The 14215-nt window shown below is 68.0% G+C and carries 13 protein-coding genes; 6 read left to right on the top strand and 7 right to left on the bottom strand.

From position 1 onward, the window contains the following. Positions 1-34: 34 nt before the first annotated feature. The 4 genes from BLV94_RS35100 (at position 35) to BLV94_RS35085 (ending at position 4660) form a co-directional block, all read left to right on the top strand. Entirely contained in the window at positions 35-1258 is a 1224-nt protein-coding gene (locus BLV94_RS35100; RefSeq protein ID WP_072947686.1) for a cytochrome P450, read from the top strand. A gap of 40 nt (positions 1259-1298) precedes the next feature. Further along, positions 1299-2897 (top strand): phytoene desaturase family protein, encoded by a 1599-nt coding sequence (locus BLV94_RS35095; RefSeq protein ID WP_072947683.1) that lies wholly within the window; start codon positions 1299-1301, stop codon positions 2895-2897. Between the two features lie 70 nt (positions 2898-2967). Next, the gene (locus BLV94_RS35090) at positions 2968-3807 is read left to right on the top strand and encodes an alpha/beta hydrolase (protein ID WP_072947680.1); all 840 of its coding nucleotides are present in this window, start codon (positions 2968-2970) and stop codon (positions 3805-3807) included. 49 nt (positions 3808-3856) lie between these two features. Continuing rightward, positions 3857-4660, top strand: coding sequence for a transglutaminase-like domain-containing protein (locus tag BLV94_RS35085; RefSeq protein ID WP_072947678.1), 804 nt, complete (start codon positions 3857-3859; stop codon positions 4658-4660). A 4-nt stretch (positions 4661-4664) separates the two neighbouring features. On the opposite strand, the gene BLV94_RS35080 is transcribed toward BLV94_RS35085, so the two are convergent. Continuing rightward, positions 4665-5045 carry a MarR family winged helix-turn-helix transcriptional regulator gene (locus tag BLV94_RS35080; RefSeq protein ID WP_072947675.1) on the bottom strand — a complete coding sequence of 127 codons (381 nt, stop codon included), beginning with the start codon at positions 5043-5045 and terminating at the stop codon, positions 4665-4667. A gap of 64 nt (positions 5046-5109) precedes the next feature. Here BLV94_RS35080 and BLV94_RS35075 point away from each other — a divergent pair, with 64 nt between their 5' ends. Beyond that, a complete protein-coding gene (locus BLV94_RS35075; RefSeq protein ID WP_072947673.1) occupies positions 5110-6606 on the top strand; it encodes an MFS transporter in 1497 nt (498 codons plus the stop codon). A 47-nt stretch (positions 6607-6653) separates the two neighbouring features. Here BLV94_RS35075 and BLV94_RS35070 read toward each other — a convergent pair whose 3' ends face one another. The 3 genes from BLV94_RS35070 to BLV94_RS35060 form a co-directional block, all read right to left on the bottom strand. After that, the gene (locus BLV94_RS35070; protein ID WP_072947671.1) at positions 6654-7625 is read right to left on the bottom strand and encodes an alpha/beta hydrolase; all 972 of its coding nucleotides are present in this window, start codon (positions 7623-7625) and stop codon (positions 6654-6656) included. A 160-nt stretch (positions 7626-7785) separates the two neighbouring features. Next, on the bottom strand, positions 7786-8337 hold the full coding sequence (locus BLV94_RS35065; RefSeq protein ID WP_072947669.1) for a gluconokinase: 552 nt from the start codon (positions 8335-8337) through the stop codon (positions 7786-7788). A 33-nt stretch (positions 8338-8370) separates the two neighbouring features. Continuing rightward, a complete protein-coding gene (locus tag BLV94_RS35060) occupies positions 8371-9765 on the bottom strand; it encodes a GntP family permease (protein ID WP_072947666.1) in 1395 nt (464 codons plus the stop codon). A 167-nt stretch (positions 9766-9932) separates the two neighbouring features. On the opposite strand from BLV94_RS35060, the gene BLV94_RS35055 reads away from it, so the two are divergent. Continuing rightward, a complete protein-coding gene (locus tag BLV94_RS35055; protein WP_072947664.1) occupies positions 9933-10664 on the top strand; it encodes a FadR/GntR family transcriptional regulator in 732 nt (243 codons plus the stop codon). Positions 10665-10700: 36 nt separating this feature from the next. Here the strand turns inward: BLV94_RS35055 and BLV94_RS35050 are convergent, their stop codons facing one another. The 3 genes from BLV94_RS35050 to eda all read right to left on the bottom strand — a co-directional run bounded on the left by BLV94_RS35050 (position 10701) and on the right by eda (position 14212). Further along, a complete protein-coding gene (locus BLV94_RS35050; RefSeq protein WP_072947662.1) occupies positions 10701-12152 on the bottom strand; it encodes a sugar porter family MFS transporter in 1452 nt (483 codons plus the stop codon). Positions 12153-12378: 226 nt separating this feature from the next. Next, positions 12379-13557 (bottom strand): ROK family transcriptional regulator, encoded by a 1179-nt coding sequence (locus BLV94_RS35045; RefSeq protein WP_074933891.1) that lies wholly within the window; start codon positions 13555-13557, stop codon positions 12379-12381. A 28-nt stretch (positions 13558-13585) separates the two neighbouring features. Beyond that, positions 13586-14212: a bifunctional 4-hydroxy-2-oxoglutarate aldolase/2-dehydro-3-deoxy-phosphogluconate aldolase gene (gene eda, locus BLV94_RS35040; protein WP_072947649.1), complete on the bottom strand. Its 627-nt coding sequence runs from the start codon at positions 14210-14212 to the stop codon at positions 13586-13588. Between the last annotated feature and the right edge of the window lie 3 nt (positions 14213-14215).

Here is a 14215-nt window from a genome sequence, read left to right as displayed (position 1 = left end):
ACGTATTCTCGTACGTGAGGCCTCAGGAGGGACCGTGAAGCTCGCCGACGTCGATCTCTACAACCCGGACACCTTCGTGCAGGGCGTGCCCCACGAGATGTTCGCCACGTTGCGGCGCGAGGCTCCGGTCTACCGGCACCTCGACGAGCGCGGCGACCCCTTCTGGTGCGTCACCCGGCATGCGGACATCGTGACCGTGAACCGGGACGCCGAGACGTATTCGTCGTGGCGGGGCGCCACCTACATCGACGACCTTGCCCCCGACGACCTGGCGGGCCAGCAGTTGATGATGCTGAACATGGACCCACCGGACCACACGGCGCTGCGGAAGATTGTCAGCAAGGGCTTCACGCCCCGCCGCATCGGCCAGCTGCACGACATTCTCGCGCAGCGCGCCACGAGCATCGTCGACGCGGTGATCGAGCGTGGCGAGTGCGACTTCGTCGTCGACGTCGCGTCCGAACTGCCGTTGCAGGCGATCGCCGACTTCCTCGGCGTGCCCCAGGAGGACCGCAAGCTCATCTTCGACCTGACGAATCAGATGATCGGCTCGTCCGATCCCGAATTCCACCTCGAGGAAGGTCAGGAACGCGCGGCGGCCGGACAGATGTTCGCCTACAGCCTCGAGATGTTCGAGGACCGCAAGCGGCACCCGCGCGACGACATTGCGACAGCTCTCATCCAGGCCGACGTCCACGGCGAGAAGCTCGGCGAACTCGATTTCAACATGTTCTTCATGCTGCTCGCGGTCGCGGGAAACGAGACCACCCGCAACGCCATCTCGCACACCCAGCTGGCGCTGATGGAGCATCCCGAGGAGCGCCGGAAGGTGCTCGAGGATCCGTCGAAGCTCGACGCCCTGATCGAGGAGGGGTTGCGGTGGGCCACACCGGTCATGCAGTTCCGCCGGACCGCGACCAGGGACACTGTGCTGCACGACGTCGAGATCTCCGAGGGCGAGCGGGTGGTCATCTGGCACATGTCGGGGAACCGTGACGAGGCGGTGTTCGACGATCCGTACACGTTCGACATCGACCGTCCCACCGGCCACTACTCGCAGCACATCGCGTTCGGCGGCGGCGGTCACCATTTCTGTCTCGGCGCCAACCTCGCTCGCGCCGAGATGAAGGTGATGCTGAGTGAGATTCTGCGTCGGATGCCCGACATGGAGCAGACGGCGCCTGCCCAGCGGCTGCGCTCCAACTTCATCAACGGACTGAAGCATCTGCCGGTGACGTTCACGCCGTCGTCCCTTTGAGCATCGAGCGGAGCGCTGACTTTTCTGACAGCCTGGTCGGGTGAGCAACGTCGACGCAGTGGTCATCGGATCCGGTCCCAACGGGCTCGTCGCGGCCGCGACTCTCGCCGATGCAGGCTGGGACGTCGCGGTCGTGGAGGCGCAGCCGACGCCCGGCGGCGCGGTGAGGTCGGCCGAACTCGTCCCAGGCTTCACGTCGGACCTGTTCAGCGCGTTCTATCCCCTGTCGACCGTGTCCCCCGCGCTGCGCGGGCTGGACCTCGAGTCGCACGGGTTGCGCTGGAGTCACGCGCCCCGCGCGGTCGGGCACGCCCGCTCCGCTGCAGACGAGGACGCGCCGGTGATTCATCCCGACCCGGCCGACACGGCCGCCGACCTCGAACGCAGGCAACCCGGCGACGGCGTCGCGTGGACGGCGCTGGTCGAGCAGTGGCACCACATCAAGGAACCGCTGCTGAGCATCCTGTTCAGCCCGTTCCCTCCCGTGCGGGGCCCGAGCGCCCTGCTGCGCCGGCTTGGCACCGCCGAGTCGCTGAGGGTGGCGCGATTCCTCCTCCTTCCTGCGCGGCGGATGGCGCACGAACTGTTCCGCGACGAGGCGGCACGACTGCTGTTGCTGGGCAACGCGATGCACGCCGACACCCCTCCGGACGCACCGGGCAGCGGCGTCATGGGGTACATCCTGACGATGCTCGCCCAGGACGGTGGGTACCCCGTCCCGGTGGGCGGCGCGGGCGAGTTGTCGGCCGCGATGGTACGCCGGGCCGAGCACGCGGGCGCGCATTTCCACTACGGCGACGCGGTGACTGGGATCGAGGTTCGGTCCGGTCGCGCCGTCGGCGTGCGGACGGCGTCGGGTGCCCGCTACACGGCACGCCGGGCGGTGATCGCCGACGTCTCGGCGCCCGCGCTGTACGGGTCGCTGCTGCCGGACCATGCCGTCCCCGCCCGGGTGCGTGCCGATCTCGACCATTTCGAGTGGGACACGCCGGTGCTGAAGGTCAATTACGCCTTGTCACAGAAGATTCCGTGGCGTTCGCCCAGCCTGAGCGGTGCGGGGACCGTCCACCTCGGCGCCGACGACAACGGCCTCGTCCGGTGGATGGCCGACCTGACCACCGGCACCGTCCCGGCCCGCCCGTTCCTGCTGTTCGGGCAGATGACGACCGCCGATCCCAGCAGGTCACCGGAGGGCACCGAAAGCGCCTGGGCGTACACGCATCTACCGCGCGACATCATCGACAACGCGTCTGCCGACCTGCTGGCGGCGCGGGTCGACGACGTCCTCGAGGCACACGCACCCGGTTTCGCGGATCGGGTCGTCGGGCGCGTCGTCCAGCGCCCGTCGGATCTCGAGGCGGCCGACGCGAATCTCGTGGGCGGCGCCGTCAACGGGGGGACGGCGCAACTCCATCAGCAACTGGTCTTCCGGCCCGGGCCGGGCATCTCCCGCTCGGAAACCCCGGTTCAGCGCCTGTACCTGGGCAGCGCCTCGGCGCACCCGGGCGGCGGTGTGCACGGGGTGTCGGGCTTGAACGCCGCCCGCGCCGCGCTCGGCGAGGACGGGCCGCGTGGATGGCTGCGGCGACGCACCTCCCGAGCCGTGATCGACCTGTTGTCGAAGGGACCGATCCCCTAATTTTCCGCTTGTCGGGGTACCTCACCGTGCAATGATCTGAGTCGTCGAATTCGGACCACGAAGGGGCATCATGCAGCATCGAGAATCGTCCTTCGCCGGCGTCGGCGGAATTCCCATCGTCTACGACGTGTGGCTTCCCGAGCGGCGCCCGCGCGGCGTGCTGGTGCTGTGCCACGGCTTCGGCGAACACGCCCGGCGCTACGACCACGTGATCGAGCGACTCGGCGAACTCGATCTGGCGATCTACGCGCCCGACCACCGCGGACACGGGCGGTCGGGCGGCAAACGGGTCCATCTGAAGGACTGGCGCGAATTCACCGACGACCTGCACCAGCTGTTCGGCATCGCGTCGACGGACTGGCCGGGCACCGACCGGTTCCTCCTCGGGCACAGCATGGGCGGTTCCATCGCACTGACGTACGCCCTCGACCACCAGCAGGACCTGAAGGCACTCATGCTGTCCGGACCCGCGGTCGACGTGACGAGCGGGACACCGCGCGTGGTGGTCGAGATCGGCAAGCTGGTGGGCCGCTTCCTCCCCGGCGTACCCGTCGAATCACTCGACGCGAAGCTGGTGTCCCGCGATCCGGCGGTCGTGGCGGCCTACGAGGAGGATCCCCTCGTCCACCACGGGAAGGTGCCTGCGGGGATTGCGCGCGGAATGATTCTGGCTGCCGAACATTTGCCGGAGCGCCTGCCGTCGTTGAAGGTTCCCCTGCTGCTGCAGCACGGGCGGGACGACGGGCTCGCGAGCGTGCACGGCACGGAACTCATCGCGGAGTACGCCGGTTCGGAGGATCTCACGGTGGAGATCTACGAAAACCTGTTCCACGAGGTGTTCAACGAACCGGAGAACGAGGAGGTACTCGACGATCTCGTCGAGTGGTTGCGGCCACGCGTTCGGGCCTGACTCCGCCGGGGATTCTGCACCCCCGGACGCGGGATGCCAGGATGGGCTGATGAAACGTCACGTCACCGCCACTCTCGACATCGAGGTCACCGACCCCACCAGTCTCGAATTCAAGATCGCGGTGGCCCGGACCCCCGGTTCGGAGCTGTCGGAGTCGCTGACGTTCACCCTCGACGGTAACCCGGTCGAGGCACGGGAGATGGTGGCGGAGCACGGAACTCGCGTCCACCTGCTGGACAGCCCACGCGGCTCGCTGCACGTCGAGTACTCGGCTTCGGTTCTGGGCAAGGCCGATTCTCCTCCCGTCACCGACTACGACCTGTCGAAGTACCTGCGCCCGAGCCGATATGCCGAGGCGGACAAGTTCTTCGGGTTCACCGGCGGGGAGTTCAACCTGTCGAAGCCGCACCCGGAACTGCTGCAGGACATCACCACGTGGGTGGGGTCACGGCTGCTGTACCAGGCGGGGTCGAGCAGATCCACCGACAGTGCCGTCGACACGATGCTGTCCGGGGCCGGGGTGTGCCGTGACTTCGCCCACCTCACGGTCGCGCTCTTGCGGGCCGTCACCATCCCGGCGCGGCTGGCGGCGGTGTATGCGCCGGGCTGCGATCCGATGGACTTCCACGCCGTCGTCGAGGCGTTCGTCGATTCCGAGTGGCGGGTGGTCGACGCCACCCGGCTGGCCCCGCGTTCGGCACTGCTGCGGATCGCGACGGGGCGCGACGCCGCGGACACCGCGTTCCTGGACAATCACGGCGGGGCGATCACGCTCGAGAACACGGTGGTGACCGCCGTCGTCGACGGCGAGTTCCCGTCCGACGACTACGCGACACCCACCTCGTTGACGTGACGAATCAGGTTGCTTCCGAAAGCCTTTCGGTGAGTACGCCCAGCTGAATCTTCTTGGCGTCGGCGTGTACCTCGCGGCCGGCGTCGGTGACGTCGACGAAGACGCCGCGCCGGTCCGCCTCGCACAGCGCTCTGGCGACCAGGCCCGCCTTCTCCAGTCGGGCCACGCTCCGGGACAGAGCACTGGGGCTGAGGTACATCTCGGCCGCCAGGTCCTGCATCCGTGGCCGGTCGCAGGTGGTGTCCATCAGTCGGTCGAGTGTCTCGAAATCGCTCATGCTCAGGCCGTGCGCGTGTTGCATCTCACGATCCAACTCGCAGGCGATCGAGTTGTATCGGCTCGCGAGCAGCCGCCACGTGCCGCGCAGGTCCGCTTCTGAGCTCATGGTCCGCACCCTAGCGCGCGCACGAAAAACGTGCAAGCGAATTAAATGCAAACGAAATTAATGCTTGCGCATTGATTGCACGTGCATCTACATTCTCCCTGTGACTATCAGCGACGCCACCCCGGACCTCGCCACCTCGTCGGGCGCCACCACCGCCCCGTCGACCGACCAGGCCTGGACTCCCCGCCTCTGGGGCGTCCTGGCCGTGCTGTGCCTCGTGATGTTTCTCGACGGTCTCGACGTCTCGATGGTGGGTGTTGCGCTGCCCTCCATCGGAACCGAACTCGGGCTGTCGACCACCTCGCTGCAATGGATCATCAACGGATATGTCCTCGGATTCGGTGGTCTGCTCCTGCTGGGCGGACGCACCGCCGATCTCCTCGGACGCCGCCGCGTCTTCCTGATCGCGCTGACCGTGTTCGCGATCGCGTCCCTGGTCGGCGGACTCGTCGACAACGGCACACTGCTCATCGCGAGCCGCTTCGTGAAGGGACTCGCCGCCGCGTTCACCGCGCCGACCGCGATGTCGATCCTCACCACCACGTTCAAGGAGGGGCCCGCCCGTAACCGGGCGCTGTCGATCTTCTCCGTCTTCGGAGCCAGCGGCTATTCGTCCGGACTGATCCTGGGCGGGCTGCTGACCAGCGCCGGGTGGCGCTGGACGTTCCTGATGCCGGTGCCGTTCGCGGTGCTCGCCCTGGTCGCAGGCGCCGCCCTGATCCCCCGCGACCGAGCCGCCGACACCGGCGGACACGACATCGTCGGAGCCGCCACGCTGGTGTCGGGCATGCTGCTCGCCGTCTACACCGTCGTGTCGGCGCCGGCTCGCGGCTGGGCCGATCCGCTCACGCTGGGCTCGTTCGCACTGGCCGCTGCCCTGTTGGCGTCGTTCTTCGTCGTGGAGAACCGGGTCGCGCACCCGCTCGTGCGGCTGAGCATTCTGCGGGTCGGCTCGATCGTGCGGGCGAACCTCAGCATCGTCGCGCTGTTCGGCTCCTACCTGAGCTTCCAGTTCATGATGACGATCTTCCTGCAGTCGGTGCTCGGATGGTCGCCGCTGGAGATGGCGCTGGGTCTTCTCCCCGCGGGCATCATCGTGGCCTTCGGGTCGCCGTTCGTGGGCCGTCTGATCGACGCGTTCGGCACCGCCCGCATGATCATCGCGGCGCTCACGTCGCTGAGCCTCGGCTACCTGTGGTTCCTCTTCGCCGGGAGCGATCAGCCCGACTACACGATCGCGATCCTGCCGAGCGTGGTGCTGCTGGGCGTCGGTTTCGCGCTGGGCTTCACGTCGATCATGGCCCAGGCCACGTCGGGTGTCGACGACTCCGAGCAGGGGTTGGCGTCGGGGCTCGTGCAGACGTCCGCACAGGTCGGTGCCGCGCTCGTGCTGGCGCTGACCACCGCGCTCGTCACCGCAGGCTCGCACACCGCCACCGGCATCAGCGGCGCCGGGTTCCACCAGTTCCACTCCGGCCTCGTGCTCGTCACGGGTGTCGCCCTGCTGGGACTGCTGATCACGGTGTCACCGCTGCTGCGCAGGGTGCTCAACCCCGCATAGTCCGCGGACGGCAGAACGGGTGGGCACAGGCCCACCCGCTCTGCCGTTCAGGCCGAGTGCCGCTTCGACTCCGTGAGTGCGCGGGACGCGAAGTCGACCGTGAGCCCGATGATCGTGCGGCTTTCCCGCAGCACCTTGCCGATCACCGGGAACGCGTGGATCTGTCCACTCCAGATGTGGGTCTCGATCGGCCGTCCCTCTCGATCGAACCGGTCGGTGATGATCTCGACGTCGGGCCGCATGATCTCGTACTCGGCGGCGGTGAGGAAGACCGGCGGGAACAATGCGGGATCCGCGTTCACGGGCGACTGGGCACCGGGAATCTGGTCGGGCCCGGCCAGCCAGCGGTCCTTCAGCTTGGCCACCTGCGACATCGGCAGGTACGCGTCGCGCTTCATGAAATCGGGGTCGTGATCCTCGAGGTCGAGGTTGAGCAGCGGCGAGTATCCGATGACGGCCGCCGGCCGGGTGATGCCCCGCAACGCGGCGACTTCGGCGACCTTCATCGCGAGATACCCGCCCGCCGAGTCCCCCGCGACGATCACCCGGGTGGGGTCGTCGCAGACCTTCAGCATCTCGGTGTATGCGGTCATGGCGTCCACCAGCGACGCCCCGATCGCCCCCTTGGGAAGCTGCCGGTACTCGACCGAGACGACGGGCGCACCCGAACGCGCGGCGAGCAGACCGCACAGCGCCCGGTGGGTGGCGAGCCCGCAGAACACGAATCCGCCGCCGTGGAAGTAGAGGATGGTGGCGCCGTCCATCGAGGTGACGGTGGGTCGCGGGTGGGTGATCTTCTCGCACGGCACCCCGCCGAGCGAGATCGCCTCGATGTCGAGCCCCTTCGGCTTGGGTAGCCGGTCGATGAGTTCGTCGAGAGCCGCGAGTAGTTCGATGCCGCGGTCCGTCGTCGGCCATATCGTGAACAGCGGTTTGACGAAAGCCCTGGCGAACCAGAACGTCATGCGCGCCCGCCGACTGACATCCCAGTGCCACACGATCGATTCACGCGTTCGCATACTGCCCTCCGTTGTATCGGACGCTTGTCCAGCTAACTGGACACCCTAGGGCGATCCGGGGAGAAACACACCCATATCCCCCGAGACCACACGCCACGGTAAGTCGAAGCCGCCCGTTACCGAGCGACTTCGACTGAATTTCCGTCCGATTACCGGAAGTTCACCGGCCGAGCCGCTGCTCCAGTCGAGCGATGATCTCGGTCGCCACCTGCGTCGGCGATCCGCCCACGTCCACCACGATGGCGTCCTCGTCGGGCTCGATCGGCTCGAGCGTCGAAATCTGCGTGTCCAGCAACGACGGGGGCATGAAGTGGTCGAGCCGGGCGGTCAGCCGTTCGCCGATCTGCGCCCGCGACCCGGCGAGATGCACGAACACGACGTTGTCTCCGCGCAGGACGTCGCGGTAGCTGCGCTTGAGCGCGGAGCAGGTGATGACCCCGGGAAGACCGTTGTCGGTGTGGTCCCGGATCCACCCGGCGACGAGATCGAGCCACGGCCAGCGGTCCTCGTCGGTCAGCGGCTGCCCCGACGCCATCTTCGCGACATTCGCCGGAGGATGCAGCGCGTCGCCCTCCTGCAGGTCCCAGCCCATCGCGCCGGCGATGATTCCCGCGACCGTCGACTTCCCGGACCCGGACACGCCCATCAGCACCAGGACGGGATCCGCGGTCTGCGGCGTGCGTCCTACCGGTTCGCGCGTACTCACGTGCATCTCACCAACCTCACTCGACATTCTCGACCCCCTTTAGATGAACACGCTCAGCGCGAGGACACCGGCCAGACCGGTGACGGAGATGATGCACTCCATCACCGTCCACGTCTTCAGGTTCTGTACCACCGTGACGCCGAGGTATTCCTTCACCAGCCAGAATCCCGCGTCGTTGACGTGCGACAGGAACAGCGAGCCGGAGCCGATCGCCAGCACCATCAGCGAGACGTGCGTGGACGTCAGCTCGGCAGCGACGGGCGCGAGGATGCCGGACGCGGTGACGGTCGCGACGGTGGCCGATCCGGTGGCGACACGGATCAGCACGGCCACGAGCCAGGCGAGGAACAGGACGGGGAGGGCGCTGCCCTTGATCGCTTCGGCGATCACGTCGGCGATGCCGGTGTCGATCAGGACCTGCTTGAATCCGCCACCCGCACCGACGATGAGGAGGATTCCGGCGATCGGCGGCAGCGAGCTCTCCAGCGACGCCGCGATGGCGTTGCGATCCATGCCACCGCCCCGGCCGAGGAGCAGCATTCCGGCGAGCACCGCGAGCCCGAGGGCCACGACCGGCGTTCCGAGGAAGTCGAGCAGTGCCTTCGCGGGCGACTCCGAGCCGGCGGCGACGACGTCGGCAATGGCCTTGCCCAGCATCAGGACGACCGGGAGCAGGATGGCGGAGAGGGTGGCCGCGAAGCTGGGGCGGCGACGCTCGGCGGCGGCCTCGGCACCTTCCCGGTCTTCGACGGTCACGTAGAGCTCGGGGACGGGGACGTCCACCCAGCGGGCCGCCAGCTTGCTGAACAGCGGTCCGGCGACGATGACGGTGGGAATCGCGACGACAACGCCGAGCGCGAGGGTGAGTCCGAGGTTCGCGTTGAGCGCCGCCACCGCGACCAGCGGCCCGGGGTGGGGCGGAACGAGACCGTGCATCGCCGACAGGCCTGCCAGGGTGGGAATCGCGATGCGCATCAGCGACAGCCCCGAACGGCGCGCGACGAGAATGATGACCGGCATCAGCAGCACGAGGCCGATCTCGAAGAACATCGGCAGGCCGATCACCGCGCCGACCAGTGCCATCATCCAGGGCAGCGTCCGCGGTCCGGCGCGCCCGACGAGGGTGTCGACGACGCGGTCGGCGCCACCCGAATCGGCGAGCAGCTTGCCGAACATGGCACCGAAGCCGATCAGGATTCCGACACTCCCCATCGTGGCGCCGAAGCCCTCGACGAACGATTTCACCGAGTCCGTGGCGCCGAGACCTGCGCCGATGCCGACACCGACGGCGCCGATCGACAGTGCGAGGAACGGGTGGAGTTTGAGCCAGGTGATCAGCGCGATGATGGCGGCGACGCCGACGACGGCGGCCGTGATCAGCTGCGCGTCGGTGCCGGCGCTGTCGGCCGCTGCGAGTAGTGACGCGGTACTCATTCTGTTGCTCCAGGGAGATCGGTATTGGAATGGCCGTTGTTCGTGACTCAGGTCACTCTGCCTTATAAACCATATGATTTCAAGGTGAAATCCGAATAAGTACTACTTAGAGTCTGAAGAGCGCGCCAACGTGTGTTCAATGGGGGCAACCGTGGGACCATCGGCGGATGACCAACGCAGAGGGCGCCGAGTACCGGCAATTGCACGAAACGGTGCTCGATCGGCTCGGCGGCGACATCGTGGCCGGAGCCCTGGCACCCGGCACCCGCATTTCCGCCGACGACGTGGTCACCCAGTACTCCGTCTCCCGCACCGTCGTCCGCGAGGTGGTTCGGGTTCTCGAATCCCTCGGACTTCTGGCGGTCCGCCGTCGCGTCGGGATCACCGTGCTGAGCGAGGAGCACTGGAATTCACTGGACCCGAGCGTGATCCGCTGGAAACTCGCCGGACCGCAGCGGTTCGACCAGCTGTCGAGCCTGAGCGAACTGCGGTCGGGTATCGAACCGCTCGCCGCGCGTCTCGCGGCGACCCGGGCGACGCCGGAGCAGTGCGGGGCGCTGACGGCGGCCGTCATCGGAATGTCGTCGACGTCCCGCGCGGCGGACACGGATGCGTACCTGGCCCACGATTCCGACTTTCACCGCACACTGCTGACCGCGTCGGGCAATCCCCTGCTGCGTGCGATGTCGCAGATCGTCGTGGAGGTGCTCGAGGGCCGCACCCGGCACTCGCTGATGCCGCACGTCGCGGAGACCGAGGCGATCCGCCTGCACGGCGTGGTGGCGTCGTCCATCCAGATGGGCGACGCGGATGCGGCGGAGGCGGCCATGCGCGCGATCGTGAGCGAATCCGCGACGGCCGTCGAGCAGATGAAGGACGACGAAGACACCCGCGAGTGAGATCCTCGCGGGCGTCTTCGTCGTGGCGGGAAAGGCCTACACGATCGAATCGGAGTGCATGGCTTCGAGTTCCACGCCCTTCGTCTCCTTGACCCAGCGCAGCACGAAAACGAGCGACAGCACCGCGCAGACGGCGTAGAAGCCGTACGAGATTCCGAGCGAGAAGTCCTTCATGGACGGGAACGTCACGGTGATCAGCCAGTTCGCCGCCCACTGGGCACCCGCGGCGAGCGACAGCGCGGCGGCCCGGATGCGGTTGGGGAACGCCTCACCGAGCAGGACCCACACGACCGGGCCCCAGGACATTCCGAACGCGACCACGAACAGGTTGGCGGCGACGAGCGCGATCGGCCCCTGCAGCCCGGTCAACTGCGGCGTCGTGACACCGTTCACGACCGTGGTGGAGGCGGTTCCGAAGATGAACGCCATGGTCGCGAGCGTGACGGCCATGCCGGCGGAGCCGATGATGAGCAGCGGCCGGCGGCCCACCCGGTCGATGTAGGCGATGGCGATGAGTGTGGTGGCGATGTTGACCACCGACGTGATGACCGTGATCTTCAGGGAACTGCCCTCGTCGAAGCCGACGGCCTGCCACAGGACGCTCGAGTAGTAGAAGATCACGTTGATACCGACGAACTGCTGGAAGACGGAGAGTCCGATACCGATCCACACGATCGGCATCAGGCCGAACGCGGAGCCCTTCAGGTCGCGGATCGACGGCTGCGTCTCGCGGGCCAGCGTCGAACGGATGCTCTCGATCTTGAGGTCGAGGCCCTTCTCGCCGAGCAGGACCGCGAGGATGCCGCGGGCCTCGGCGATGCGCCCCTGAGCGATCAGGTAGCGGGGGGATTCGGGAATCGTCAGTGACAGCAGACCGTAGGCCAGCGCGGGCACACACATCGCGAGGAACATCCACCGCCACGCCTCGAGCCCGAACCACAGTTCTTCCTGCGACCCGCCGGCGAGCGCGGCGAGGGCGTAGTCGACCAGGAGCGAGACGAAGATGCCGGTGACGATCGCGAGTTGCTGCAGCGACCCGAGACGTCCACGCACCCGGGCGGGCGAGATCTCAGCGATGTAGGCGGGTGCGATGACCGAGGCCAGACCCACACCGATGCCGCCGACGATCCTGAACGTCACCAGCATCTCGACGTTGGCCGCGAATCCGGTGCCGATGGCGCTCAGCAGGAACATCACCGCGGCGGCCCGCATCGTGACGAGGCGTCCGTACCGGTCGGCGATCCGCCCGGCCAGCATCGCTCCCGCCGCGGCACCGAGCAGCGCCGAGGCGATCGCGAAGCCGAGGAGAGCGGACTCGACCTGGAACTTGCCCTCGATCGCCGACACGGCGCCGTTGATCACTGCGCTGTCGTAGCCGAACAGCAGGCCGCCGAGTGCGGCGACGACCGCGAACCGGACGGGAACCGAAGTGCCCTCTGCGGTGTCGCCGGGCGATTCCGCGCCGGGCAACAGGACGTTTTCAGTCATGGGACTCCTCGTGAGCAAGGGGTGATCGAGACTCGGATCGGGCCGAGGCCTGCGCAAAGTGCGCAGTCGTTGTGGTGTGGAACACAGTAGGCAACGAAACCACGAATCGTCAAGACATGAACATAGGAAGGCGTGTTTGTCCGATTTATATTCACCAATGAACACGAGAGACGCGAAGAACGCAGGGCTCGCGCCCTGACCGGAGCGGGAATTCAGCGGCGAACAGTCAGGCGGGAAGCGCGGATCGCAGACCCAGGGCGACGGCGCCGAGCACCTGAGCGCGGGGGCCGAGTTCGGCGACGCGGATGTCCAGGGAGCGGACCGCGCTGGGCACCGCGTAGCGGCCGACGACCTCACGCATCGGCCCGAGGAGCAGTTCGCCGGCCAGTGCGAGTTCGCCGCCGATGACGAGTCGTTCGGGATTGACGAGATTGCACAGGCTCGCTGCCGCGACGCCGACGTGGCGCCCGGTGTCGGCGAGCACCCGGATGCAGGCGGCGTCGCCGCGCTCGGCCATCGCGACGATGTCGGCGATGCTCAGATCGGGACCGCGACTCGGGGCGAGCAGCCCGATCACGACGTGCGAGGCGACGAGAGTCTCGAGGCAGCCGCGGTTGCCGCAGCGGCACACCTGCCCGAACTCGTCGAGGGTCAGGTGGCCGATTTCGCCTGCGGTGCCGCCTCTTCCGCGGTACAGCCGGCCGTCGAGGACGAGGCCGGCACCCACGCCGTCGGACAGTTTGATGTAGGCGAGGTCGGTGGTGCCGCGGCCGGCTCCCCACATGTGTTCGGCGAGCACACCGAGGTTCGCGTCGTTGTCGACGTGCACGGCGGTGCCGAGATACTCCGACGCGATGGCGGCCGCGTCGACACCGACCCAGCCGGGGAGGATGGACGGGCCGCCGACCTCGCCGGTGTCGGTCTCGAGCGGTGCGGGCAGACCCATGCCGACCGCGAGGACGGACGTGCGGTCGCAGCCGAGTCGATCGAGGGCCGCGTCGAGAAGGGCGCCCGCCTGCACCACGCCGTCCTCCGCGCGGTGACCCGCACCGAGTTCGACGCGTTCCTCGGCGAGCACCTGGTGTGCCATGTCGGCGACGGCCACGGTGAGATGGCGGTGCCCGAAGTCGATCCCGACCGCGAGGCCCATCCGGCGGGTCAGCCGCACCGCCCGGCCGCGCTGGCCGGGGTGGTCGCCGCCCGGCACGGCGACCATCCCGGCCGCGGTCAATTCCTTGACCATGTTGGAGACGGTTGCGGGGGCCAATCCGGTGCGACGCGCGATCTCCGCCTGGGTGAGCTCACCCGACGTCTGGAGCGCGCGGACCACACGGTGCTGGTTGGCGGATTTCAGCGAGGACTGAGAACCCGGCCGCTGGGAATCACCGTTGTCACTGTCGCGCACGATTCACCGTACCGCGCCGCCTCACGCGCTATCGGGCGAGTGCCGCCGCCTCACGTGCGAGTCCGCTGATCCGGTCCCAGTCCTGCTGCTTCACGGCGTCGGCGGGCGTGAGCCAGGATCCGCCGACGCAGCCGACGTTAGCCAGCGACAGGTAGTCGCCGACGTTCGACGTCGAGATGCCGCCGGTGGGACAGAACCGCGCGGCCGGAACGGGTGAGTGGATCGAGCCGAGGAACTTCGCGCCGCCCGACGCCTCGGCGGGGAAGAACTTGAGTTCGCGGTAGCCGTGCTCGAGCAGGAAGAGCACCTCGGAGACGGTCGCCGCGCCCGGGAGGTGCGGCAGTCCGGTGTCCGTCATCGCCTTCAGCAGGGTTTCGGTGCTGCCCGGCGAGACGAGGAACTGCGCTCCCGCGTCGGCCGCCTGCGCGGCCTGCACCGGTTCCACGATCGTGCCCGCGCCGACGCAGATCTCCGGCACCTCGGTCGCGATCGCCTTGATGGCGTCGAGGGCGCACGGCGTCCGCAGGGTCAGTTCGATCATCGGGATGCCGCCGGCCACCAGCGCGCGGGCCACCGGCACCGCGTCGCCGAGGTCGTCCACGACGACGACGGGGATGACCGGGACGCGGTCGAGGAGGGAGGGGCTGTTCGTCACTGA

The sequence above is a fragment of the Rhodococcus koreensis genome, assembly GCF_900105905.1.
GTDB lineage: Bacteria > Actinomycetota > Actinomycetes > Mycobacteriales > Mycobacteriaceae > Rhodococcus_F > Rhodococcus_F koreensis.
Note: the sequence above shows the minus strand (reverse complement) of the source record. Positions and strands in the feature narration are given on the sequence as shown.